This window comes from Rhodococcoides sp. S146-33 (assembly GCF_059489205.1).
In genome coordinates, this window is the sequence record NZ_JCAJWY010000001.1 from 1298895 (window position 1) to 1322484 (window position 23590).

A 23590-nucleotide genomic window follows, 5' to 3' on the forward strand; every position below is an offset into this window, starting at 1 on the left:
GTCTCGATGCCCGAAAGCCCGGAGAACACCACGCCGAGAGGCAGCTCACCTGCCCTCGACAGACTCGTCCGAATCATGTTCGTCAACTTGGCGATCGGGCTGATCGCCGCGATGTGCACGTGGATCTTTCATGATCGGATCCTGACCTTTCAGCTCGCCGGTATGGACCCGACCGGTGCCGGCTATGCCGCAATGCGCGACACCCTCTCGGCAACGCTGTGGTCGCGTCCGGGGCCCGCTGCAGGTATCGCTGTGCTGTTCCCACTGTTGGTGCGAAGCTTGAGATCCGGTCGACGACGAAGCTATCGCCGTGTGTTGATCATTGCTGTGCTTCAACTGCTTTCGGTCGGATGGCTCACGGTCGGCGGAGACTATCCGACGTGGTTGCGCGTGCTGTACCTGCTGCAGGCGGTCGCCGTTGTCGCAACGTTCGTGGCCGCTACCCGCACCAGTGTGCGGGAACTGTTCGGCTACAGGAAAAAAGTTGCAACCGGGCATCCCAAGGCCGCGCTGTTCTTGGCTGTGGTGACCCCGGTGGTTGCCGAACTTGCTTTCGGTTCCACCCCGATCACGTTGGCGTGGTTGATCGTTCTGTGGACCCCGTTCTACGGGTGCGGCGTTCTGCTGATCCGTGAGCTGGTCGTTCGGTCCGGACGCGGGTGGCCGAGTGTGCTGCTACTCGCCATCGCATTCGAGATCGCCGAAGACGGAATCGGATTGCAAGCCCTCACCAGTTCACGGCTCTACGGGGCGGCGGACTGGGGTATTCGATTCCTCGGAGTCAACGTCACGTACTGGGAAGCCAATGTGCTCTATCACGCCATCTTTACGGTCGCGGTGCCCATCGTCCTGACCGAATTGGTCTATCCCGAACATCGGGGCCGTCCCTATCTCGGTGTTCGGGGGACTGTGGTGATCGCCTTGGCCGTAGTGGCAAGTGTTGCGGCACTGCGCTTCACCGTGCCACCGTCGCAGGACCCCGGGTATCAGGCCCCGATCGGGTTCGTAGTGGGCTGTGTCGTCGCCATATCGATCCTGGGGTTCGTTGCGCTGAGAATTCTTCCGAAACGGACTTCTCGATCGTGGCACCGTCCGCTTGTGGCACTTCCGTGGTTCTATTTCGGCTCCTGCGCCACCGCAATCGCCGTGATGTGGCTGACGTTCCGAACCTTCGGATCGTCGCAGCCGGCCCATACCCATGGAGCACAGGTGCTGATCCCCATGACGGCAGCTGTGACTGTCCTGGCGGTTGCAGTTGCGACACTGCGCTATTGCGCGCAATCGACGGTCTGGACACAGCGGCACACCCTCGCGGTAGTGGGCGGTGCCTTGGTCGGACACACCGTCGCCGGAATTGCGATCTGGTCTGGGACCACCGAGCGACTGAGCCTTGTCGTCATTGCCGTGGTGACAGCGGGCTTGACGGTCCTCGGCGATCGACGGCTGAGCGATCGAGACAGGGCACGTGTTCACACGAACTAGCTGTCGACCGAGCCGCCTCAGCCTGACAGGTGCCGAGCTCGAAGTTGTGGTTACTTTTCGGCGGGAATTCATCCATAACTTCGAGTTCGGCGGTGGTCGGCCGAGGACTATCGTCGGTCGGATGGCTGGCAATGCTCGGGATCCCGGAGTCTCGGTCGCTACGCGACTGCTGGCGTTGCTCGGTGTGTTCGACGAAAAGGCACCTGCCTTGACGTTGACCCAATTGGCCGACGGTGCCGGTCTGCCCATTGCAACGGCGCATCGGATGGTGCGTGAACTGGTGGAATGGGGCGCACTCGTCCGTGCAGATGACGGCCGCTACGTCGTCGGTCGGCGGTTGTGGAAACTGGGACTGCTGGCGCCGGATCAGTCCGATCTGCGCGATATCGCGTCACCCTTTCTGCACGACATCTACGGCGCGACTCTCGCGACGGTGCACCTGGCCATCCGCGACGGGGACGAGGTGCTCTATCTCGACCGGTTGGCCGGTCATGCATCGGTTCCGGCGGTCAGTCGTGTCGGGGCGCGCCTTCCCCTGCATGCCACTGGCGTCGGCAAGGTGTTGTTGGCGTATGCGCCGCGGGATGTACAGGAGCGAGTTATGCACTCCCTGAACCGCATCACCCCATACACCGTCACGCAGCCCGGTCAGCTCGAGAACGAACTCCGCCGAGTGCGTCGTGAGGGTTATGCGCAGACGGTCGAGGAGATGACACTCGGTGCGTGTTCGGTGGCTGTGCCCGTTCGTGTGGGCGACGACAGTGTGGTCGCCGCATTGGGAATCGTCGTTCCGAAATTGGGCCGAGATCGAGTGAAACTGGTTGCAGCGCTGCAGGTTGCGGCGCAGGGAATCGGTCGAAGCCTGCGCGGATAGTTCAGCGTTTCCACTCAGTGGAAACCTGGCCTTGTTCGGTCCGAAGTCCGGGGGTGTACTGCACATATGCGTACACAGGTCGCCATCATCGGCGCAGGACCCGCGGGCCTGCTGCTGTCCCATCTGCTCGACGAGCAGGGCATCGACTCCATTCTGATCGAGTCACGTACTCAGGATTATGTGCTCTCGCGAATCCGGGCCGGAGTCCTCGAACACTCCACCGTCCAGTTGCTCGACGAACACGGACTCGGTGAGCGTCTGCACCGCGAGGGCGACGAGCACCGCGGTGTCTACCTGCAGTGGCCGGAAGAGCGGCACCACATCGACTTCAGCAAGCTGATCGACCGCACCGTCTGGGTGTACGGGCAGACCGAAGTCACCAAGGACCTCGTTGTGGCGCGCGAGAAGGCCGGCCAGCAGATCTACTACGACGTCTCCGACACGGCATTGCACGACGTCGAATCCGACGCCCCCTACGTGACCTTCACCGACGCGTCGGGCAACGCGGTACGCATAGACGCGAATGTCATTGCCGGCTGCGATGGTTCCTTCGGGCCGAGCCGAGCGGCGATGCCCGATTCGGTGCGCAACACCTGGGAAAGGGTCTACCCCTACTCCTGGCTCGGGGTGCTTGCCGACGTAGTCCCCTCGACCGACGAACTGATTTACGCCTGGCATCGGGATGGATTCGCGATGCATTCGATGCGATCGTCGACGGTCAGTCGGCTGTATCTGCAGGTGCCGAACGGAACCGACATCGACACGTGGTCCGACGACCGCATCTGGGATGCGTTGGCCACCAGACTCGGCCACGGCCAGGACGGGTGGACGCTGAACCCGGGCCCGATCACGGAGAAGAGTGTGCTGCCGATGCGCAGCTACGTGCAGACACCGATGCGGCACGGAAACCTTTTCTTGGCGGGCGATGCCGCGCACATCGTGCCGCCGACCGGAGCGAAGGGCCTCAATCTCGCCGTCGCCGACGTGGCGCTGCTGGCACCGGCGTTGATATCCATGCTGAAGTCGAACGACTCCCGGGCGGCAGAAGCGTACAGCGACAACGCACTTCGCCGCGTCTGGCGCTGCACCCACTTCTCGTGGTGGATGACGACGATGCTGCATACCGGCGACGACCCCTTCGATGCGCAGCTGCAGCTCTCGCAGCTGAAATGGGTGGCCTCGAGCGAAGCAGGTGCCATGGGACTGGCGGAGAATTACGCCGGATTGCCGATCGGGTTCTGACCCCGAGCACCGCCCAACTCGAAGTTATGGACGGAATTTGCCCGGAATCCATCCCTAACTTCGAGCTCGGCGGGAACTACGGTCGGCGATCCAATACATAGGTGACCGCGACACCGGCCACGAGTCCCCAGAACGGAGCACCGAGGCCTCCGACGTCGGTGCCGGAGATGGTGACCAGCAGGGTGATCAGGGGCGCGAGCATCGGGCGGCCGGACGAATCGGAGAACGCGGCGGTGAAGGCACCGCGCAGTGCCTCGAGCATGGCCAGACCCGCGAGGGCGGCGATGAACGTCGCGGGCACGACGGACAGGCCGCGTACCAACAGTGGTGCCAACACGCCCACCACGATCGCCAATGCGCCGCAGGTCATTCCGGAGATGTACTGGCGCGACCGTGCACCGACGGCAACGAGTAGCGCGTTGGTCGGGCCGGCGAGACAGGTCGACACCGCACCGAGCGGCGCGACGAGAAGTGACCAGACGCCGCAGGCGATGGTGACGACGGTCATCGGCGGCCGATGGCCTGCAGAGTGCAATACAGCAGCACCCTGCCCGTTCTGCACGGCGACCACTGTGATTGCGAGCGGTATCACCAACTGCGCCATCGCCGCCCCACTGAACGACGGCGCAACGAGTTCCGGTAAGCCGATCAGGGGTAGGTCTGCCGCGGCCCCATTCAGTCGGGTGTACCCGCCGGTGATCGCGAGAGCAACGAGACCGGCGGCCAATGCGGCGAGTACCGGAGGAATCCGTTTCGACCACGTATCGGATCGTGTCAGCGCCAACCACGCCACGACCATGCTGCCCGCGACGAGCACGTTGGACGAAACAGACTGCACCAGTCCGGTTCCGAACGACAGAAAGGCACCGGCGACCATCGCCATCACGACACTGTGCGGCAGGAATGCCATCAATTTCGCGACCGCTCCGGTGGCTCCGAGCACGAGGATGAGCACTCCGGTGGCGAGGTAGGCACCGACGACTTCCGGCCAGGTCAGCGTGGCCAGCGACTGACCTACCAGAACCGTGCCCGGAATCGTCCAGAAGAAGCTGAGCGGCATGCGGTACACCCAGCTCGCCGCCACGGTGAGGATGCCGTTGAGCACGAATACTCCGAACACCCACGACGCTGTCTGCGCGGCGGTGAGCGAGCCCGCTGCGGCGGCACCCATGATGACCGCAACCGGTCCTGTTGCGCTGAACAGCACGCCGGTTGCCCCTGCACCGACGTGCTGCCCGCCGAAGTCGGCGCGGAGAGCACGCAGACTCGGCGGACGACGCTCGGGTAGTTCGCCCGAGGCGAGACGCTCGAAAATATCCGTCATTCAGCCACTTTCACCGGCTCGCTGGGTACTGGATCGGATCGGCGCAGGGCCCGGAGCGCGGGAACAGCGGTGGTGACGAGTGCGCCGAGCAGCGCTACGACAGCGAAGATGTAGAACGCGGTGGACGACGCGATGCCGGCTCCGAGCAGAATTCCTCCGAGCAGCGGGCCGAGTATGCCGCCGAGCCGGCCGAATCCGGCGCACCATGCCACGCCTGCAGCGCGAGCGGTGGTGGGGTAGTAGTTCGAGACGAATCCGTAGATCAACACCTGAGTACCGATGGCGCCGATGCCGGCACCGGCCACGGCGACGAGCAGAACTCCGAGTGGGAAGTCCAGCGTCAGCAACACCAACGACAGCGCAGCGAGGCAGAAGGTGACCGCGATGACGCGTTGGGGGCCGGTACGGTCGGCGATGCGCGATGCGATCAGACCGCCGACGATGGCACCGCCGTTGAGTACCAACAAGAACGACAGTGATCCTTTGGCGTTGTATCCGGCCTCGGACATTATCTGCGGTAGCCAGGTGTTGAGGCCGTAGGTCAGGAGCAGCCCGGAGAAACTCATGAGCCCGAGTAGGGCCGTCGGTCGCAGCAGCGGCTTGCGGGCCAGTGCTGCGAATCCGACACGATCGCCGGCGGCCATTGGCTCGGCCTCGGGCATCGGAATGCCGGTCCGTGCGCAGATCTCCCGCGCATCGGCGACGCGTCCGTGCGCGAGTAGCCACCGAGGGGACTCCGGCATCCGAAGCAGAGCGAGCGGCAGCAGTACGAACAGTGGCAGCGCACCGAGCCAGAACAGTCCGCGCCAACCGATGGAATCCTGCAGGGTGATCGCCGCCAGTGACGCCAGCACGCCGCCGGCCGGAATGCCGCTGTAGACGATGGCGTTGAACAGGTTTCGCCGTCCGGGTGGTGCGAATTCGGCAATCATTGCTCCGACGGTGGCGACGAGTCCGCCTACCCCGATGCCGGTCAGAAACCGGAGAATGCCGAACATCGTGACGTTCTGTGCGAGGGCGGTGGCCCCCATTCCGATCGAGAACCAGACGATGCAGGTCAACATCGTTCTGCGACGGCCGATCCGATCACCGAAGGCACCAGCGGTCAAAGCGCCGACCATGACCCCGATCAGCGCGTAGGAGCCCAGCGCGCCGGCAGTTTCGGGATCCAGCGCGCCCAGCTGAGTGGAATCGGCCAGCAGCGTCGGTAGCACGGTGCCGTAGACGACGAGATCGTAGCCGTCGAAAACAATTGCGGCCGTGGACAGTGCGACGATCCACAACACACTTCGGCGGTGTCGGTCACTGGCCCAACTGGTGTTCATGGTGGAGTCCGGTGCAGTCATCGGGGATCCTTTTCGGTCTGGGAGTACCGCTTGGAGGGGCGAATCGGCGCTGACGGCCGAGCGGGTTGGATCACTGTCTCAAATAGTGGGCTGAGTCACACCAGGGCTTTGCCTAGTGCTTACCTCGGCATTGCCAGAGCGGGCGCACCCATCATGTCGACGAGCCGTCATCGGCCGACCGCGCAGCAGCCAGCTCAGCTCTCGAGCGGATGCCCATTTTGGCGTACACCCTGGTCAGGTGGAACTGAACTGTCTTGACCGACAGGAACAACTCGGCAGCGACCTCACGGTTGGTCATTCCTGTCGCGACCAGGCTCGAGACGGCATCTTCCTGCGGTGTCAATGCATCGTGCGCTCTGTCCCTCAGGACCGCGTGCACGCCACCGGCTTTGAGTTCACGGTCGCACCGTCGTACGTACGTGGTGGCCCCCAGTGCCAGGTAGCCCTCGCGTGCCGCACTGACGACGGCATCGGCTTCTCGTCTCTTCCCTGCTCTGCGCAGGGTCTGCCCGTAGGCATAGTTCACTCGGGCACGGTCGTACGTCAGGGGCAGCGGGGCCAACGATGTCAGGGCATCCTCGAATGATGCTCGGGCAGAGTCGAGATCGCCCATTGCACCGTGCAGTCGGCCACGAGCACAGGCCAGGCGTGCGTGCGCGGAGCGGTGACCACGATCGTGCACTCTGGCCTCGTGTGGGATCAGAAACTCGTCCGCTTCGTCCAGTCGGCCCTCGACTATCAGCGCATTGGCATACACATCGGGCCACGCCCAGAATCCGGGCTCGGAGACGTCGGCGTGAGCCCACTGCTCGGTCAACGGGGCCAGGGCGCGTAGGACCCCGGCATAGTCGGCCCGAGCCTCCGCGATGGCTGCACGGCCGAGAGCCGTTGGTACCCTCATTATCTCGTAGTCGCGTGCGCCGGAGTCACCGCGATGTGCGCTCTTTGCTGCGGCCACCCAGTCTCCGCGGAGCGCATGGATCTGCGTCGCAGACCACTGGAGCAGCGGAACGATCAACGCGGCGCCGGAACGGTCGGCCAGTTCGGAACCTGCTTCGACCAGCCGAAGCGCCGCGTCCCATTCTCCGGTGACGAAATAGGTGCGTGCCAGCCAACCATGGGCCCACAACGAGATTCGCGTCGAACCGCCGAGAAAGTCGGTCGGTGCCGCGGCTTCGAGTTCCGAGCGGGCGAGGTCGATGTGGTCCGTCGCGAAGTGGAGCCAGCCGGCACCCATCTGCACACGTTGTCCGACGGCCCCGGTGCTGGCGTGGCCCCACAGATCTCGGTAGCTGCTCAGTGCTTCTGCGACGCGGCCCGTTCCGGCCAGGCCGAGACCCCGAATGGACTGCGCCTCCACCGCGGTTGCGTGGTCGGCCCCGACGAGTTCGACTGCGCGGTCGGCCCACAACACGAGGTTGGCACCGTCGCAGCGAGCCAGATTGTGCAGAACCTGACGATGGCAGATCACGGCCGCGACTTCGGGGTCGTGCCGCGTCCGGACCAGCTGCCATGCCCGAGTCAGTCGCGCTTCGGCTTCGTTGGGGCGGCCACGCAGGATGGCCAGATATCCGAGTACAGCGTTGCGAGTGGGTGTTTCACGAAGACTTTCGATCTCGGCAATGTAGTCCGAGGCCGTGCGCATGTCCCCGGCACCGATGAGGGCGTCCACCGCGCGGACGAGCCGATCCTCGCGGGCATGCGGTTCCTGGGTCGACCGGCTCGACAGAAGGTACAGCCGTGCTGCCGTGGCCCATTCGCCGATTCCTGCACGTGTCGCTGCGAGTGCGTCCAAGCGGTCCGAGACCAGTGGATCGGGCAGTGGCGACGCGTGGACCAGGTGCGCCAGCTGATCGGCCGGGTCGGCCTCGGCTGCGGCAGCGGCTCGATGCACCTGCGCGCGCTCGACTCTGCTCATCGTCGCGAGCACCGCGGCGCGGACTGTTGGATCGTGAACCTCGAGGATCGTCGCCGCAGAGCTGCGTCGGACGGTGACCAGTGCCAACTGTTCTGCGAGATCGACAGCAGACCAAGGATCCTCGATGCCGGCGACCTCGCACACCGTGGTCAACGGTCGGGCGTCGTCGAGAACCGCGACTGCCGATACCAGACGCCGAGCTGCGTCTGTGCAGAGAGCGAGAGTGGACCGAACGTCTGCTTGCACGAAAGCGGGCGCAGGTAGGTCGGGTCGTACACCCTTCCAGGTCTCGCGCGGCACCTCGTTCAACAGCGCCGAGGCGTGTCGAGGACGTCCACCGGTGTGACGTGTCAGGTGAGCAGCCGAGGAGGGCGACAAGATGATCCCCTGCAGTGCAGCGAGTTCGGCAACTGCCGACACCGTGAGCGCCGGTACCGTCAAGGACAGGTCGGCAGCGCGATCGAGAACCCGGTGCGTCTCGATAGAGCCGTGGGGCAACGGCTTTCGAGTGCAGACAACCGCGATCCTCGCGGTTCGATGGTGCCGGACGGTCGAAGCGAGTGCACGCAGCGAGTCCGCGTCGCAGTCCTGCGCGTCGTCGATCAGCAGGATCGTCATGCCGTCCGTCGGCAACGAGTCGGCGATGCGGTGTCCCCACTCCACCGGGTCCGCCCCGTCGATCCGGACGCCCGGGACGAGTTGGGTGACCAGACCGAACTGCACGTGCGTTTCCCACGGCACCGCACCTGCGCGCCGTACCACCGCGCCCTCGCCGTCGCTACCGATCGTCCGTTCCACTTCACGCAGAATCGACGATGCGCCGATGCCTGCCGGGCCGGCCAGCACGACGAAGGTCGCCGAGCCGTCGAGCGCCTCGACCGCCCGAACCAGGACGTCCAGCAGTTCACCGCGGCCGATCAACGGTGAGGGGGACATGACGTCACCGTATCCGCGTCGGGCAACTGCGTGGGGCGATCGAACCAACACGGTCACGACTCAGCCCGGGTCGCCGCCGGCCACCGGGAGCACGGTGCCGGTGATGTAGGACGCCTCGTCGGAGGCGAGGAAGCAGATCGCTGCGGCTTGCTCGTCGAGGGTTCCGTACCGCTTGAGCAACGAGGAGTCCACGGTTTGGTCGACTATGGCCTGATACCAGTCCTTTTCCTGTTCGGTCGAGGGTGCGGGCCCCCGAGCCACGCGTCGCGGCGGTGCGTCGGTGCCGCCGGGCGCCGTGGCTACCACTCGAACGCCGTGCGGTGCTGCCTCGAGGGCCAGAGTTGCCGTGATGGCGTTGACGCCACCCTTGGCCGCGGCGTAGGGGACGCGGTGGATGCCGCGAGTAGCGACCGAGGAAACGTTGACAACGGTGCCGCTGCCGCGCTCGATCATGTGCGGGATCACGGCGCGGCACGACCACAGAGTCGGGAACAGCGACCGGGAGATCTCCTTCTCGATCTGCTCGGGCGGGTACTCGGCGTACGGTTTGGCCCAGATTGTTCCGCCGACAACGTGAATGGATACGTCGACGCGTCCGTGCGCGTTGATTGCAGCGTCGACCACCGATGAAGCGCCCTCCCATGTTTCGAGGTCGGCGATCACGGGAGTGGCTTCGACGCCGTCTTGCTGAAATTCCTCGGTGAGAGATTCGACCAACTCGGACCGGTCGGCCAACACCATTGATCCGCCTTCGGCACCGATCCGTCGAGCAACGAATTCGCCGATGCCCTGGGCCGCGCCGGTGATCAGCACGACCTTCCCTGCGAACCGACCGGGGCTGACGAACTTGGGTCTCTTGTTCGTCCGGGATTCGTTCATGGCGCGTTTCATCGTCGCCTTCGAGCGGTCGGCGTGATCGGCTATCAACGTCCGTGCGCGGTCACGGTCTCCGGCCTCGAACGCGTCGACTATGTCGAGGTGATCCTGGGCGCAGAGCGGATCGCACCACGTCGCGTTGCGCAGCACGTCCTCCATCGCGGCCTTGACGCCGAGAGCCCGATAGGCCTGCAGCAGATGCTCGTTGCCCGTTTGGGTGAAGAGGTAATCGTGAAAAGCGGCATTGGTCTCGGTGTACGCGGCGGCATCGACGAAGCGATCGCCGTCGACGTAGCGAGTGGTGGTCTCGGCCAAGAGTCGGTATCCGGAGATCTGCTGTGAGGACAGTCGGCCGATCACGAGTTCGAGGGCACCCAGTTCGAGGGCGCGTCTTGCCTCGAACACTGCGTCCGACTCGTGTACCGATGGATGCTCCTCGCCGATCTCGTACCGCGCCGTCGACGCAGTCACCGGTTCCGAGGTGCGCTCGACGAGCGGCTGAATATTTCTGGACGGCCAAATACGCTGCGCAGCAACGGAGTGTGCCTCGGGTGTCTCCAGCAGATCGGCCTCCTCGTCCATCATCACTGGAGCGGCCGCCGACCCGGCCCTGGCAACGCGCTGACCCGCGATGGCACGCATGGTGTCTGTGTCCTCGGTTGCCGAGATGCCGCTGCCGCGCAGGCGCAGAGGTTCCGCGGCACGACTGCCGAACACGGCTCGCCCGAAGATGCTTCTGCCATCTACAGCGGGTTCGAGATCGGCCGACGCTGCAGGTAGGACATCGGCATCGGCATCGGTCACCGGGGTCTCGTCATCCACCACAACCGCAGGGGCCGAGTCGGTTTCGAGGTCAGGAGTCTCCTTCGCAGCTGCCGAGGACGGCGCGAACTTCTCGTAGTAGAAGCCGGTCGGTTCGATGCCGGCCTCGGTGAAGTGCGTTCGGACGGCCTCGACCATGGGAGGCGGACCACACAGGTAGACCGCGACATCACCGCCGTTGAGGTGTTCGTCGGTCAACAGGGCAGTGACGTACCCCTTGTTCGCGGCGGTGCTCGAGGGGTCCGAAACACAGTGATCCCATGTGAACGCGTCCAACGACGAGGCCAGGGCAGCGAGCTCGTCCAGCTGGACGACGTCGTCGTCGGTACTGGCGCCGTACACGAGATGTACAGGACGAGTGCTGGATTCGCCGGCCATCGTGCGAAGGATCGAGAGGATCGGAGCCAAACCGGTGCCGCCTGCCAGTAGCAGCGCAGGTCGCTGAGCCTCGCGCAGAAAGAAGCTGCCGTGCGGGCCGGTGAACGAAATCTTGTCGCCCGCGGCCGCCGTGTCGCTCAGGTAGGTGGACATCAACCCGCCCGGGGTGAGCTTGACCAGGAATTCCAACTCGTCCGAGCCGGAGACGCAGCTGAAGGAGTAGGACCGGGTTTCCTCGGATCCGGGGACTGTGATGTTGACGTACTGGCCGGGGAGGAACGCGAGCGCGCCACCTGTCGGTGCCTCGACAGCGAGCCTGACCGTCGTGGGAGAGAGCTTCTCCACGGCGGTCACGACCGTGTCATGTGTCGCCGCCTGGGTTTTTGCGACTGCCGAGGTGCTGGCGATCTGCAGCACCAGATCGGAGGTGGGCTTCATGCTGCAGGGCAGGCAGTAGCCCTCCTCCGATTCCGACTGCGAGAGCGCGTCGTCGAGGTAAGTACCACCGTCGTATGCACCCGATTCGCACAGAGCCTTGCACGTTCCGCACGCACCGTCCCGGCAGTCGAGGGGGATGTTGATCCGCGATCGGTAGGCGGCGTCGGCGACGGTCTGGTCGTCCTCGCAGGTGATGAAGCGGGTGACGCCGTCTTCGAAAGACAGTGCGACGGAATGGCTCACGATGGAACTCCTCGGGATTACGGCAGGTCGATCAGAAGTGATAGATGTCGACGACGTGATGGATGTAGTCGTTCTTCAGCACCACGGTCTTGCGTCGGATGAGCGGCGATTCGCCGGAGAAGTCGATCGTGTAGAACGACGTTCCGTAGTACGGATCGATTGTCTTGTAGCGGAAGTACATCGTGTGCCAGTTGAATCGGACGTCGACGATATCTCCCCGACGCTCGATGACCTCGACGTTGCTGATGTTGTGGCTGGTCCGCGGTTCGGGTATCGATGTGGCACTGGAACGTTCGGTCCGGATGCGAAACACGCGGTCTTCGAGCCCGCCCTTGTTCTCGTAGTAGATCAACGAGATGTCGGTCTGCGGGTCCTCGGTGAGCAGGTCGTTGTCGTCCCAGCAGGGCATCCAGTATTCGACGTCGTCCGCGTAGCACGTGAGCCACTTCTCGAACTCGCGATCGTCGAGATAGCGAGCTTCGCGATAGAGGAACTGCTCGATGGAAGATTGCGTGATCAGCCGCGACGAGGACGGCCGCTCGGTATCGATGTTGTCGACGGTGGCACTCATGTCAGACCTCCTGTGCTGCAACGTGTGCGGAGTCGGCTGCGCGTTGCTTGTCGAGGGCCGCGAGCAGGGTCTTGCGCCAGTAGCCGTGTTGAACCGGGAACAGGCCTTCGTCCTCGTTCTTGACACCCGCCGAAATGACACCGTGCATGTCGAGTGCCTCGGCCACTGGGTCGGGTCCGGTGAGCCAGTGCTCCGCGCCGCGGCTCATGTCGTTCCACGGTGCATTGGTAGCCTGGAACGTCAGCTGGCAAGAACGGAACTCCTCCAGGTCGTCGGGTGTAGCCATGCCAGAGGCGTTGAAGAAGTCCTCGTACTGCCGGATCCGATGTGCGCGAGCCTCTTTGCTCTCGCCCTTGGGTGCGATGCAGTAGATGGTGACCTCGGTCTTGTTGGGCGCGATCGGCCGGAAGTGCCGGATCTGGGTGCTGAACTGATCCATCAGGTAGACGTTCGGGTACAGGCACAAGTTGCGTGAACCCTTCACCATGAATTCACCCTTGGCGTCGCCGAACTTCTCCTTCAGCGCATCCATCTGATCCCACAGTGGGCGGTCCTGGGGATTGGCTGCCCAGGTCCACAGGCAGAGATGGCCATTGGGGTAGGACCAGTAGCCGCCGCCGGACTTGCCCCAGCCGCCGGCGTCGAGCGCTTTGGTGGTGTTCTTGGATTCGCCGTTGTTGCGGCGCGAGGTGGTTGCAGCGTAATTCCAGTGCACGGCGCTGACGTGATATCCGTCGGCCCCGTTCTCCGCCTGTACTTTCCAATTTCCGTCGAAGGTGTACGACGAGGATCCGCGCAGTACTTCGAGTCCCTCCGGCGACTGGTCGACGAGCATGTCGATGACCTTCGTCGTGTCACCGAGATGCTCGGCGAGGGTCGAGACGTCGTCGTTCAGGCTCGCGAAGAGGAAACCGCGGTAGCTCTCGAAGCGACGAACCTTGGTGAGGTTGTGCGATCCATCGACGTCGAATGTGTCGGGGTAGCCGGCACCGTCGGGATCCTTGACCTTGAGCAGCGTGCCGTCGTTTCGGAACGTCCAGCCGTGGAAGGGGCAGGTGAGCGTGGTGCGATTGTCGGTCTTGCGTCGGCACAGCATCGCACCGCGGTGAGCGCACGCGTTGATGAGGCAATGCAGCTCGCCGTCCTTGTCGCGGGTGATGACCACGGGCTGCCGACCCATGTGCACCGTGAAGTAGTCGCCGTTGTTCGGGAGCTGACTTTCGTGGGCCAGGTAGATCCAGTTGCCCTCGAAGATGTGCTTCATCTCGAGCTCGAAGACCTCCTCGTCTGTGAAGATGCTGCGGTTGGCGCGGTAGATGCCCGCCGCGACATCGTCGATCACTGCTCTGTCGATCGTGTTCTGTACGTGATCCAACATCTCGGTCATATCGGGTTCCTCCAGGCGCTTCGAGTTCGATTACAAGCGACTCTGTCAGCGAGTGGCCGCCGTCACACCAGGGCTTTGCCTAGGCCTAACCTGGGTGGACATTGATAGCTATCACTTATCAATCGACCCAAAATAGGTCTTTGTCAACGATGGATCACCGCTCTACTGTGGTCAGGGTCACCCCACCACGCACAGAGAGGCTCGTTCATGGAACTTCGGCACCTCTACCACTTCGTGGCCGTGGCCGAGACTCGGCACTTCGGGCAGGCCGCTACGCGGCTGCACCTGGCTCAGCCGGCGTTGTCGCAATCGGTTCGTCAGTTGGAGGCCGAGCTGGGTGTGACGCTGCTGGCCAGAACAACTCGCCAGGTCAGCCTGACTCCGGCGGGGGAGTTCTTCTACAAAGAGACGCTTCGCAATCTGGACAACATCGAGCAGAGCGCACGGGGAGTACGACGGATCGCCGACGGCCGATACGGATTGGTACGCATCGGCTTCACCGGTACCGCGGCCTTCGATCAACTTCCGCCGATCGCACGTGCCATCAAGCAGAGGCTGCCCGGTATAGCGCTCGAGATCCACGGGGACCTCCTGACCCCGGCGCAGGTGGACGGTCTGCGCTCGGAACATCTCGACGTTGCGGTGCTGCGGCCACCTGTTGTGGGTGACGATCTGGTGCTACGGAAGATCACCACGGAATCTTTGGTGCTCGCCTTGCCCGTCGATCACCGGTTCTCCACCGAACCGGCGCTCGACGTCGCCGATCTCGCGTACGAGGACTTCGTCATGTATGCCGACACGCATTCGGTCGTCAACGAAGCAGTCGTGACGAGCTGCAGAGCCGCGGGCTTCAGTCCCAGGCGCGAACACGAGGCTCCGGACACGTCGGTGTTGCTCGCGCTCGTCGCGGCCGGGTTGGGTGTTGCGTTGGTTCCCGAATCCGTCCGCGCCCTGCAGTTGAACGGTGTCGTGTTCCGCGACATCTCCGGTGCGAGCACGATCGATCTGGCGTTGGCCTGGTGCCGGGATCGGCCGTCGGCACTGGTGGATTCGCTCGTCGGTGCCCTCGAGGATGCGGGAGTGCTTCCTCGACTCGAACTATCCATACCGCCTGCTCAGCTGAAAGATATGTCATGAAAATCGTTGCAGTCGATGCCATCCCGTACTCGATCCCGTACCGAAAGCCACTGAAGTTCGCCAGCGGCGAGGTCTCTGCGGCCGAGCACGTACTCGTTCGGGTACACACCGACGACGGCGTCGTCGGTATCGCAGACGCGCCGCCGCGGCCGTTCACCTACGGCGAGACCCAGCGGGGAGTGGTTGCGGTGATCGAGACCATCTTCGCGCCGGCGATCGTCGGGCTCACCCTCGTCGAGCGCGAGGTAGTGCATGCGAAATTGGCTCGTACCGTGGGTAATCCGGTAGCGAAGTCGGCGGTGGACATGGCGATCTGGGACGCACTGGGGCAGACCCTGGACCTGCCCGTCACCGAATTGCTCGGCGGATACACCGACCGGATGCGAGTGAGCCACATGCTCGGGTTCGATACCCCGGCAGCGATGGTCGACGAAGCAACCAGGATGCGCGAGACGTATGGAATCGAGGTCTTCAAGGTCAAGGTCGGCCGTCGGCCCGTCGACCTCGACACCGCAGTCGTCCGCGCTCTCCGAGAAGGACTGGGCGAGGGCGTCGAACTCTACGTGGACGGCAATCGAGGCTGGACCGCCGCAGAATCCGCGCGCGCCATGAAAGAGATGTCCGATCTCGGGCTCACTTTTGCCGAGGAACTGTGCCCGGCCGACGACGTTCTCGGCCGCCGGTGGCTGGTGCAGCAACTCGACATCCCGTTCGTGGCAGACGAATCCGCAACCACTCCGGCCGAGGTCACCCGTGAGATTCTCGGTGGTTCCGCGACCGCGGTGAGCATCAAGACCGCGCGCACCGGATTCACGACGTCACAGCGAACCCACCACCTGTGTGAGGGCCTCGGCATCGACGTGGTGATGGGGAACCAGATCGACGGTCAGCTCGGCACGGCCTGCACCGTTGCCTTCGGTGCGGCGTTCGACCTGACGTCGCGTCGAGCAGGCGAGCTGTCCAACTTCCTCGACATGAGCGACGACCTGCTCACCGAGAGTCTCGAGATTCGGGACGGCACACTCAGCGCCCTGCCCGGCTCGGGACTCGGCGTTCGCATCGACCCGGACAAAATCGCGAAATACCGTACCGATCAATAATTTTCAGCCCCGAACAGCGCAACTTTCACACAAGGAGTTCACCATGAGCATCGACCACGCAGCATCGACAGACGTCCCCGCCGAGGTGGCCACCGCCGCGGCGACCGGCGCGAACGCTACCGAGCGCTTTTCCTCCGACAAGCAATTGGCAGCCGACACCCCACCCGAGCGCGTCAGTCTGCTTGCCCGCCAGGTCCTCTCGGCCGTCCACGACACCATCCGCGAGCACAAGGTCACCTACGACGAGTACAACGCCCTCAAAGCCTGGCTCATCAATGTGGGACAGACCGGTGAGTGGCCGTTGTTCCTCGACGTCTGGGTCGAGCACGTCGTCGAAGAAGTGGCCGGCGAGTCCCGCGAGGGCAGCAAGGGCACTATCGAAGGGCCCTTCTACGTGCCGGGTGCCCCCGAGCTCGGATCGGCTGCGGTCGTGCCGACGCGGGACGGTGAACAGGGCACCCCGCTGCTGTTCCAGGGGCAGGTCACCAGCGTCGACGGTAGCCCGTTGCCGCACGCGGTCATCGAGATCTGGCACGCCGACTCCGACGGTTTCTACTCGCAGTTCGCGCCCGGGATTCCGGAGTGGAATTTGCGCGGTTCGGTGACCACCGACGATCAGGGCCAGTTCTGGATTCACACCATGAAGCCTGCGCCGTATCAGATTCCGACCGACGGTGCCTGCGGCAGTCTGATCTCCGCGGCGGGTTGGCACCCGTGGCGTCCGGCGCACCTGCACCTCAAGGTCGCCGCAGCCGGCCACCAGCAGGTCACCACTCAGCTGTACTTCCCGGGTGACGTCCACAACGAGGACGACGTCGCCAACGCCGTCAAGCCGGAGCTCATCCTCGATCCTCGTGAGGTCGACGGTGGCCAAGAGGTGACCTACAACTTCGTACTCGACAAGGGCTGAGGCACATGTTTTTTGCAGTGAAGATGCATGTCGCGCTGCCGCAGGATCTCGATGCGGACGTACGAAGCGACACCCTCGCCCGAGAGAAGGCGTATTCGCAGCAGCTGCAGCGCGACGGTGAATGGGTCAGTATCTGGCGCATCGTCGGCCAGTACTCCAACCTCAGCATCTTCGACGTCCGCGACAACGAACGGCTCCACGAGATCCTGTGGAATTTGCCGCTGTTCCCGTACATGACGATCGAGGTGTCCCCGCTCGCGCAGCACCCGTCGGACATCTCAGCGGTGTAGGAGCACCGCCCAACTCGAAGTTATGGACGGAATTTCCCCGGAATCCATCCATAACTTCGAGCTCGGCGGCCACCGCGGCATCGACCCTGTCGTTCGTTACCCTTGGAGGTACAGCGAGAGAGCAGGGTAATTCACAGTGTCTGATATCGACGCCGCCTCGGCGCGCACGGCCGTGGCGGTACGGGCGACTTATATCGCGTTCATCGGAGCCGGCTTCGCCTTCGCCAGTTGGGCTTCTCGGATCCCCCAGGTGCGCGATCGACTCGAACTCACCTCGTCTCAACTCGGAATCGTGTTGCTCGCCATCGCAGTCGGATCTCTGCTCGCGCTGCCGATGTCCGGGATCATCATCAACCGCTTCGGGTCTCGTCTCACCGTTACCGTGATGTCCCTGGTGCTCGCGGCCGGTCTGACGATCATCGCCACCGGTTATCTCGTGGGTGTAGTGCCGTTGCTCATCGGACTTTTCGTTCTCGGATTTGCCAACGGTGCATGGGATGTCGCCATGAACGTGCACGGCGCGGTGGCCGAACGTCGGCTCGGGCGCTCGATCATGCCGCGTTTCCACGCGGGCTTCAGCGCCGGAACTGTGGCGGGAGCCCTGATCGGCACCGCAATGGTGGCGCTCGACATCTCCGTCACCGTGCACCTGCTGACGGTGGCAGTCGTAATAGTCGGGGTGATCCCGTGGGGAGTGCGCAACTTCCTGAACGAATCCGATGCCGAACCCGAACAGTCGACCACCGATGCCTCGCAGCCGCACGCCCTTGCCCGGTGGAAGGAGCCGCGCACCCTGCTGATCGGCGTTGTCGCGTTGTCTTTCGCGTTTGCCGAGGGCAGTGGAAACGATTGGCTCAACATCGCATTGATAGACGGGTACGACGCATCGGCCGTGGCTGGAACCCTCGCGTTCACCACGTTCCTGGTCGCGATGACGGCTGTGCGGTGGTTCGGTAACGGACTACTCGATCGCTACGGTCGAGTGGTGGTACTGCGGGGATTGGCAGGTGTCTCGGTGGTCGGAGTGCTGCTGTTCGTGCTCAGTCCAGTTGTGCCGCTGGCTTTTCTGGGTGCATTCCTGTGGGGATCGGGCGTGTCGCTCGGGTTCCCTGTTGCGATGAGTGCGGCGGCCGACGAGCCCGCTGCCGCAGCCTCGCGCGTCAGTGTGGTGGCCTCCATCGGATACTTCGCCTTCCTGGGCGGCCCGCCTTTGATCGGCTTCCTCGGCGGTCATGGTGACGTGCTCCATGCGCTGCTCGTCGTGGCGGCCCTTCTTGCGGCTTCGCTGCTCGTGATGGGAGCACTGCGACCACTTCCCGGGTCGAACTCTCGTCACTGAATTCGCAGTCGTGACGAGGGTGCTCTCGGATACTGTGGTCGGCATGCGCACCGACGAGTATCGGCAGTACGACGGCCTCGGTTTGGCGGAATTGGTAGCTCAGGGTGACGTCACGCCCCGAGAGCTACTCGATTGCGCATCGGCACATGCGAAGTCGGTGAATCCCGCGCTCAATGCGATCGTGCGCCCTATGCCGAGGCAAGCCGACGAGCAGCTGACCGGAACACTCGAAGGCCCGTTCGCCGGAGTGCCGTTTCTGATCAAGGATCTCTCGCAGGACTACGCCGGGCTACCCACGTCGAGTGGGTCGCGTTCGCTCACCGATCTGCCGATGCCGGAGCATTCCACGGTGGTGCAGCGCTGGCTCGACGCCGGCCTGGTCATCTTCGGAAAGACGAATACCCCGGAATTCGGTGCCAAGGGGATCACGGAGCCGACGGTGTTCGGCCCTGCTCGAAACCCGTGGGACCGCAGCAGAACTCCGGGTGGGTCCTCGGGCGGATCGGCCGCTGCTGTTGCGGCCGGCATCGTGCCGGTAGCAGGAGCCAATGACGGCGGCGGTTCGATTCGGATCCCGGCGGCGTGCTGCGGATTGGTCGGGCTCAAGCCGGGCCGCGGACTGGTGCCGTCGGGTCCCACTTTCGGTGAGGCGATGCACGGGGCAGCAGTGCATGGCGTCGTGTCCCGATCGGTACGAGACACCGCAGCGATGCTCGACGTGCTGGCGGGCGGAGAGGCGACGTCCGGCTACTCGCCTGCGCGTCCGGACGGTACGTTTCTGTCGCGAACGCAGAAGGATCCCAAGGCTTTACGCATCGGTATGTACGCGGCTACGTCGGTGAATCCAGCGCCGGACCCGCAGGCTGTCGCCGCGATGGAACAGGCGGCGAAAATTTTGACCGACCTGGGGCATACCGTCGAACTGCTCGACACCCCACCGTTCGACGATGCAGCGCTCAACCGCGAATTTCTGCTGGCGTGGTTCACCTACCTGGCCTGGGAAATGGACGAGACCAAACGCCGAACCGGTTGCGGTGACGATAAATTCGAGCGCGATACCCGCATCATGGCTGCGCTGGGACGATCGGCCAGCGGCGTGGACTACCTCGAAGCGGTGGAGGGCCGCCACGTTCACGTTCGGGCACTGGCCACCTACTTCGAAACATACGATCTGCTGCTGACGCCGACCCTTGCCGAGCTGCCCCCGAAGATCGGCGCGTTCGACCTCGCGAAGCCGCTGCAGCTGGCGTCGGAGTTGTTGTTGCGCAGTAAGACTGCTGCGGTTCTGAAATACACGGGCATCGTCGATCAGATGATCGACGACAACATCTCGTGGATTCCGTACACCCAGTTGGCCAACGTCACCGGGCGCCCCGCGCTCACCCTGCCCGTGCATTGGACACCCGACGGGCTCCCGATGGGTGCACACTTCACCGCGCCGCTCGGCGGCGAGGCGCTGCTCGTCCAACTGGCAGGGCAGGTCGAACGTGCAGCGCCCTGGGTGCATCGCTACAGCACCCTCGACTAGCGGGTCGCTCCCAGCTGAACCTTACCCAGAATCCCCGACGGGCGTTGCCGCACTTGCCCATCGACGATGTCGACGACGCCACCGGCCCAATCAGGATCGGTATCGGCGGCCGCCTGGGGATCGGCGTGGGCGTCGGTACCTTCCTCGGCCACCACGGTGATGGAACGTTGCAGGGCTTCTCGGACGCTCATCGGCGTCGTATTCGGTTCGGCGAACACCTCGGTTGCGGCGTTACCGCGGCGGACCACCATGTCGTGAGTGAGGCTGTCCACCAACGAGATCACGGTACCGGGGGGCATGCCGGTGATGATCGCCACGGCGCGACCCACCAATCCGGTCGGCAGCAGCGGGACCGGCAGCTGGGCGCGGCGCAGGCCGGCGACGCTGCCGTAGGCCTGCAGCAGTTCTGGATAGCTCATCGTTTCGGTGCCCCCGATGTCGAAGGAACCGGGGCGGGCGGTGTCGCCGAGGGCGCGAGCGATGATGGCAACCACGTCGACGACGGCAATGGGCTGTACCTGCCTTCGCATCCACGTCGGTATCGGAGTGAGCGGCAGTCGTTCGGTCATGCGTCGAACCAACTCGAACGATGTCGATCCGGAGCCGAGGATGATGGCCGCGCGCAACACGGTGGCGTCGACCGAGCTGTCGAGGAACGCTTCCTCGACCTGTAGCCGTGAGCGCAGATGATCCGACAGCGGTGTGTCGTCGTCGGGGATCAGACCGGAGAGGTAGACGATCCGTTGTAGGCCGTTTCGTTCGGCTGCTGCGGCCATGGCCTGTGCAGCGTGGCGATCTTTCTCGACGAAGTCTCCCTCGTCCATCGAGTGCACCAGGTAGACGACGGCGTCGACATCTGCCGTCGCGGTGTCGAAGGTGTCGTGCTCGTCGAGGTCGAAATGCACGGCGGTGACCTGGGCACCCCACGCGAAACGCGACTTCTTCGCCGGGTCACGCATCGCGGCGTGGACCTCGTGGCCCTGCTCGAGGAGCACGGGGATCAGCCGAGACCCGATGTATCCGGTTGCGCCGGTGACCAGTACTCGCATGATGAATCTCGTTTCTGTAGGTACACGCGATACCCGGTCGGAGCAGTCTCACTCCCCGCTGTCGGTGGCAGATGGCAGACTGTGCGGGTGAACGCACGTACCAGGAACAACGTCAGGGTCGTCGGGATTGCCGACGGTCCCGTGGTGATGCTGGCTCACGGCTTCGGCTGCGATCAGACACTGTGGCGTTCGGTGACCGACATCCTGGCGGCAAGTTTTCGTGTGGTGCTCTTCGACCACGTCGGGTCGGGAGCGTCGGATCCGGCCGCCTGGGATGCCCAGAAATACGCCCCGTTGGACGCCTATGCCCAGGACATCGTGGAGATCGTCGAGGAACTCGACCTCCAGAACGTCACGTTCGTCGGTCACTCGGTGGCGTCGATGATGGGTGTTCTTGCGGTTCAGGCGGCTCCCGAGCGGTTTTCCAAGCTGTTTCTCCTGACGCCGTCGCCCCGCTACATCGACGACGGCGACTATCGCGGAGGCTTCAGCCGTGAGGACATCGACGAGTTGCTCGAGTCGTTGGACAGCAACTATCTGGGCTGGTCCGCGGCCATGGCACCGATCGTGGTGAACGCACCGGATCGACCGGAGCTGGAGAACCTGTGGTCCGCGAGCTTCTGTCGAACCGACCCGGCGTGTGCACGGGTGTTCGCACGCACTACTTTTCTGTCCGACAATCGCGCTGACCTGGCCGGGGTGGCTCTGCCGACGATGATCGTCGACTGCGCGCGGGATTCGCTGGCCCCGCCTCAGGTCGGCAGGTACGTCCACGAACACATTGCCGGCAGCACTCTGAAGACACTCGATGCCAGCGGCCATTGCCCGCACGTCACCGAACCGGAGCAGACGGCCGAGGCGATTGCGACCTTCGTGAGATCGTCGTGATCAACGACCTCGACGTCGAGGATCTCTACGAGAACGCGCCGTGCGGCTACCTGTCGGTTTATCCCGACATGCGGATCGCGAGGCTCAACGCGACGCTGGCGGGTTGGCTCGGTTTCGACGTCGACGCGCTGATCGGTACGGATTTCACCGAGCTGCTCACCGGTGGTGGACGCATTCACTACGAGACGCACTTCGGCCCCATCCTGCGTATGTACGGCCAGCTCGACGGCATCGCGTTGGATTTCGTGACGTCGGATCGTCGTCGTTTGCCGGTGTTCATGACCGCGAACGTCAAGACCGACGAGGCCGGTACGCCGGTGCTGATCCGTATCACCGCGCTCGATGCCCGGGATCGACGGACCTACGAGCGCGAACTACTCGAGTCCCGCACGCGAGCGGAATTGCTCGCGAAGACACTGCAGCGGTCTCTGTTGCCGCCGAGTCTGCTGCCGCCGTCGGGAATGACCGCGGCCGCTCACTACCACGCGGCGTCGAGCGACGAGGTGGGCGGTGATTTCTACGATCTGTTTCCGCTCTCGGACGACCGGTGGGGATTCTTCCTCGGCGATGTGTGCGGTAAAGGGGCGTCGGCTGCAGCCGTCACGTCGCTGACGCGGTACACATTGCGTGCGGCTGCGGTCTACGACCACGATCCGGTGGCAGTGCTGCACAACCTGGATTCGGTTCTGCGTCAAGAATTTCGCGAGAACAACGCGCAGTTCTGTACGGCGGTCTTCGGTGTTCTCACCCGCTCGGCCGACGGATTCGAAGTGTGCATGGCCAGTGGTGGCCATCCGCCGCCGTTGGTGATCCGGGCCGACGGCAGCGCACACTACGTGCACATGACGGGCGGGCAGCTGGTGGGAATTCTGCGCAACGCGCGCTTCGTGTCGGCCACCGTGACGTTGGATGCCGGTGACACCCTGATGCTCTACACGGACGGACTCACCGAGGCCCGGGTGGGCACAGGTCGCTACGACGACGACGGCGCGCTGCTGGACTTCGCGACCGAGCACGCTCCCGCCGCAGCGGCCGACCTGATCGACCATCTACGGAAGCTGCTCGACAGCTTCGGTGCCGGTTTGGTCGACGACGCGGCCGTCATGGCATTGGGAGTCTCGTCAGCCGAGAGCGGCGCGCGCTGACGCCAGGTCTGCATAGAGTGCGAATTCCTGGTCCAGGCCCATCAGCTTGATCGGACGGCTGGTGGTCGGTCCGTCAGCGACGACCGAGAACGACAGTGCGTCTCCGTGATCTTTCTGCGTCGTCGCCAGTACGGTCATCGCGGCCGAGGCCAGGAACGAGACGGCGGACAGGTCGATGATCAAGGCCGAGGGCGAGGACTCGATCTGACCTTCGACGGCGGTGGCGAGAGCCGGTGCGGTGGTGACGTCGAGTTCGCCGGACACTGCAATGACGGCCACTCGGCCATCGTTGCTGGACTGGATCGAGAACCCGGCGTTCGTATCGGCAGACATATGTACTCCTGAATCGTTACCCGCCGCGCTCGTC

19 protein-coding genes are annotated in these 23590 nt (G+C 64.1%); 11 read left to right on the top strand and 8 right to left on the bottom strand.

Annotated elements, in window-relative coordinates:
* The first annotated feature begins 6 nt into the window (after positions 1–6).
* The 3 genes from AC5WEY_RS06225 (at position 7) to AC5WEY_RS06235 (ending at position 3598) form a co-directional block, all read left to right on the top strand.
* Positions 7–1482: an AF_0692 family protein gene (locus AC5WEY_RS06225; protein WP_495645121.1), complete on the top strand. Its 1476-nt coding sequence runs from the start codon at positions 7–9 to the stop codon at positions 1480–1482.
* Positions 1483–1603: 121 nt separating this feature from the next.
* Positions 1604–2356: an IclR family transcriptional regulator gene (locus AC5WEY_RS06230; protein ID WP_495645122.1), complete on the top strand. Its 753-nt coding sequence runs from the start codon at positions 1604–1606 to the stop codon at positions 2354–2356.
* A gap of 66 nt (positions 2357–2422) precedes the next feature.
* Complete coding sequence (locus tag AC5WEY_RS06235; RefSeq protein ID WP_495645123.1) at positions 2423–3598, top strand: 4-hydroxybenzoate 3-monooxygenase; 1176 nt, start codon at positions 2423–2425, stop codon at positions 3596–3598.
* Between the two features lie 76 nt (positions 3599–3674).
* Here the strand turns inward: AC5WEY_RS06235 and AC5WEY_RS06240 are convergent, their stop codons facing one another.
* From AC5WEY_RS06240 to benA, 6 genes are all read right to left on the bottom strand, one after another.
* Positions 3675–4922, bottom strand: a complete 1248-nt coding sequence (locus AC5WEY_RS06240; RefSeq protein WP_495645124.1) for a benzoate/H(+) symporter BenE family transporter — start codon at positions 4920–4922, stop codon at positions 3675–3677.
* Positions 4919–6268 carry an MFS transporter gene (locus AC5WEY_RS06245; protein ID WP_495645125.1) on the bottom strand — a complete coding sequence of 450 codons (1350 nt, stop codon included), beginning with the start codon at positions 6266–6268 and terminating at the stop codon, positions 4919–4921. Before AC5WEY_RS06245 ends, AC5WEY_RS06240 begins: the two co-directional genes overlap by 4 nt.
* A 151-nt stretch (positions 6269–6419) precedes the next feature.
* Positions 6420–9122, bottom strand: a complete 2703-nt coding sequence (locus AC5WEY_RS06250) for a helix-turn-helix transcriptional regulator (protein WP_495645126.1) — start codon at positions 9120–9122, stop codon at positions 6420–6422.
* Between the two features lie 60 nt (positions 9123–9182).
* On the bottom strand, positions 9183–11879 hold the full coding sequence (gene benC, locus AC5WEY_RS06255; RefSeq protein WP_495645127.1) for a benzoate 1,2-dioxygenase electron transfer component BenC: 2697 nt from the start codon (positions 11877–11879) through the stop codon (positions 9183–9185).
* A 31-nt stretch (positions 11880–11910) separates the two neighbouring features.
* Positions 11911–12450 (bottom strand): benzoate 1,2-dioxygenase small subunit, encoded by a 540-nt coding sequence (gene benB, locus AC5WEY_RS06260; protein WP_057476990.1) that lies wholly within the window; start codon positions 12448–12450, stop codon positions 11911–11913.
* 1 nt (position 12451) lies between these two features.
* On the bottom strand, positions 12452–13837 hold the full coding sequence (gene benA, locus AC5WEY_RS06265; protein WP_495645128.1) for a benzoate 1,2-dioxygenase large subunit: 1386 nt from the start codon (positions 13835–13837) through the stop codon (positions 12452–12454).
* Between the two features lie 207 nt (positions 13838–14044).
* Here benA and AC5WEY_RS06270 point away from each other — a divergent pair, with 207 nt between their 5' ends.
* The 6 genes from AC5WEY_RS06270 (at position 14045) to AC5WEY_RS06295 (ending at position 20141) form a co-directional block, all read left to right on the top strand.
* A complete protein-coding gene (locus tag AC5WEY_RS06270) occupies positions 14045–14974 on the top strand; it encodes a LysR family transcriptional regulator (RefSeq protein ID WP_057476992.1) in 930 nt (309 codons plus the stop codon).
* Positions 14971–16074, top strand: coding sequence for a mandelate racemase/muconate lactonizing enzyme family protein (locus tag AC5WEY_RS06275; RefSeq protein WP_495645129.1), 1104 nt, complete (start codon positions 14971–14973; stop codon positions 16072–16074). The genes AC5WEY_RS06270 and AC5WEY_RS06275 overlap by 4 nt, the downstream gene beginning before the upstream one ends.
* A gap of 43 nt (positions 16075–16117) precedes the next feature.
* Positions 16118–16984 (top strand): catechol 1,2-dioxygenase, encoded by an 867-nt coding sequence (gene catA, locus AC5WEY_RS06280; protein WP_495645130.1) that lies wholly within the window; start codon positions 16118–16120, stop codon positions 16982–16984.
* A gap of 5 nt (positions 16985–16989) precedes the next feature.
* On the top strand, positions 16990–17274 hold the full coding sequence (gene catC, locus AC5WEY_RS06285) for a muconolactone Delta-isomerase (protein ID WP_495645131.1): 285 nt from the start codon (positions 16990–16992) through the stop codon (positions 17272–17274).
* Between the two features lie 136 nt (positions 17275–17410).
* Positions 17411–18613 carry an MFS transporter gene (locus tag AC5WEY_RS06290; RefSeq protein ID WP_495645132.1) on the top strand — a complete coding sequence of 401 codons (1203 nt, stop codon included), beginning with the start codon at positions 17411–17413 and terminating at the stop codon, positions 18611–18613.
* A 43-nt stretch (positions 18614–18656) separates the two neighbouring features.
* Positions 18657–20141, top strand: a complete 1485-nt coding sequence (locus tag AC5WEY_RS06295; protein WP_495645133.1) for an amidase — start codon at positions 18657–18659, stop codon at positions 20139–20141.
* Here the strand turns inward: AC5WEY_RS06295 and AC5WEY_RS06300 are convergent.
* Positions 20138–21190: an NAD(P)H-binding protein gene (locus AC5WEY_RS06300; protein ID WP_057476997.1), complete on the bottom strand. Its 1053-nt coding sequence runs from the start codon at positions 21188–21190 to the stop codon at positions 20138–20140. The genes AC5WEY_RS06295 and AC5WEY_RS06300 overlap by 4 nt on opposite strands.
* An 87-nt stretch (positions 21191–21277) precedes the next feature.
* Between AC5WEY_RS06300 and AC5WEY_RS06305 the strand changes: the two genes are divergently transcribed.
* Positions 21278–22078 (top strand): alpha/beta fold hydrolase, encoded by an 801-nt coding sequence (locus AC5WEY_RS06305; RefSeq protein ID WP_495645134.1) that lies wholly within the window; start codon positions 21278–21280, stop codon positions 22076–22078.
* Entirely contained in the window at positions 22078–23223 is a 1146-nt protein-coding gene (locus AC5WEY_RS06310) for a PP2C family protein-serine/threonine phosphatase (RefSeq protein ID WP_495645539.1), read from the top strand. The genes AC5WEY_RS06305 and AC5WEY_RS06310 overlap by 1 nt, the downstream gene beginning before the upstream one ends.
* Here the strand turns inward: AC5WEY_RS06310 and AC5WEY_RS06315 are convergent.
* Positions 23200–23556 (bottom strand): STAS domain-containing protein, encoded by a 357-nt coding sequence (locus AC5WEY_RS06315; protein ID WP_495645135.1) that lies wholly within the window; start codon positions 23554–23556, stop codon positions 23200–23202. The genes AC5WEY_RS06310 and AC5WEY_RS06315 overlap by 24 nt on opposite strands.
* Between the last annotated feature and the right edge of the window lie 34 nt (positions 23557–23590).

Coding starts and splice junctions, on each gene's coding strand:
- AC5WEY_RS06230 (WP_495645122.1), top strand. CDS start 1,604: ATGGCTGGCAATGCTCGGGATCCCGGAGTCTCGGTCGCTACGCGACTG.
- AC5WEY_RS06295 (WP_495645133.1), top strand. CDS start 18,657: ATGCGCACCGACGAGTATCGGCAGTACGACGGCCTCGGTTTGGCGGAA.
- benB (WP_057476990.1), bottom strand. CDS start 12,450: ATGAGTGCCACCGTCGACAACATCGATACCGAGCGGCCGTCCTCGTCG.
- AC5WEY_RS06275 (WP_495645129.1), top strand. CDS start 14,971: ATGAAAATCGTTGCAGTCGATGCCATCCCGTACTCGATCCCGTACCGA.
- benA (WP_495645128.1), bottom strand. CDS start 13,837: ATGACCGAGATGTTGGATCACGTACAGAACACGATCGACAGAGCAGTG.
- AC5WEY_RS06235 (WP_495645123.1), top strand. CDS start 2,423: ATGCGTACACAGGTCGCCATCATCGGCGCAGGACCCGCGGGCCTGCTG.
- AC5WEY_RS06240 (WP_495645124.1), bottom strand. CDS start 4,922: ATGACGGATATTTTCGAGCGTCTCGCCTCGGGCGAACTACCCGAGCGT.
- AC5WEY_RS06300 (WP_057476997.1), bottom strand. CDS start 21,190: ATGCGAGTACTGGTCACCGGCGCAACCGGATACATCGGGTCTCGGCTG.
- AC5WEY_RS06245 (WP_495645125.1), bottom strand. CDS start 6,268: ATGACTGCACCGGACTCCACCATGAACACCAGTTGGGCCAGTGACCGA.
- AC5WEY_RS06270 (WP_057476992.1), top strand. CDS start 14,045: ATGGAACTTCGGCACCTCTACCACTTCGTGGCCGTGGCCGAGACTCGG.
- catC (WP_495645131.1), top strand. CDS start 16,990: ATGTTTTTTGCAGTGAAGATGCATGTCGCGCTGCCGCAGGATCTCGAT.
- AC5WEY_RS06315 (WP_495645135.1), bottom strand. CDS start 23,556: ATGTCTGCCGATACGAACGCCGGGTTCTCGATCCAGTCCAGCAACGAT.
- AC5WEY_RS06225 (WP_495645121.1), top strand. CDS start 7: ATGCCCGAAAGCCCGGAGAACACCACGCCGAGAGGCAGCTCACCTGCC.
- AC5WEY_RS06250 (WP_495645126.1), bottom strand. CDS start 9,122: ATGTCCCCCTCACCGTTGATCGGCCGCGGTGAACTGCTGGACGTCCTG.
- catA (WP_495645130.1), top strand. CDS start 16,118: ATGAGCATCGACCACGCAGCATCGACAGACGTCCCCGCCGAGGTGGCC.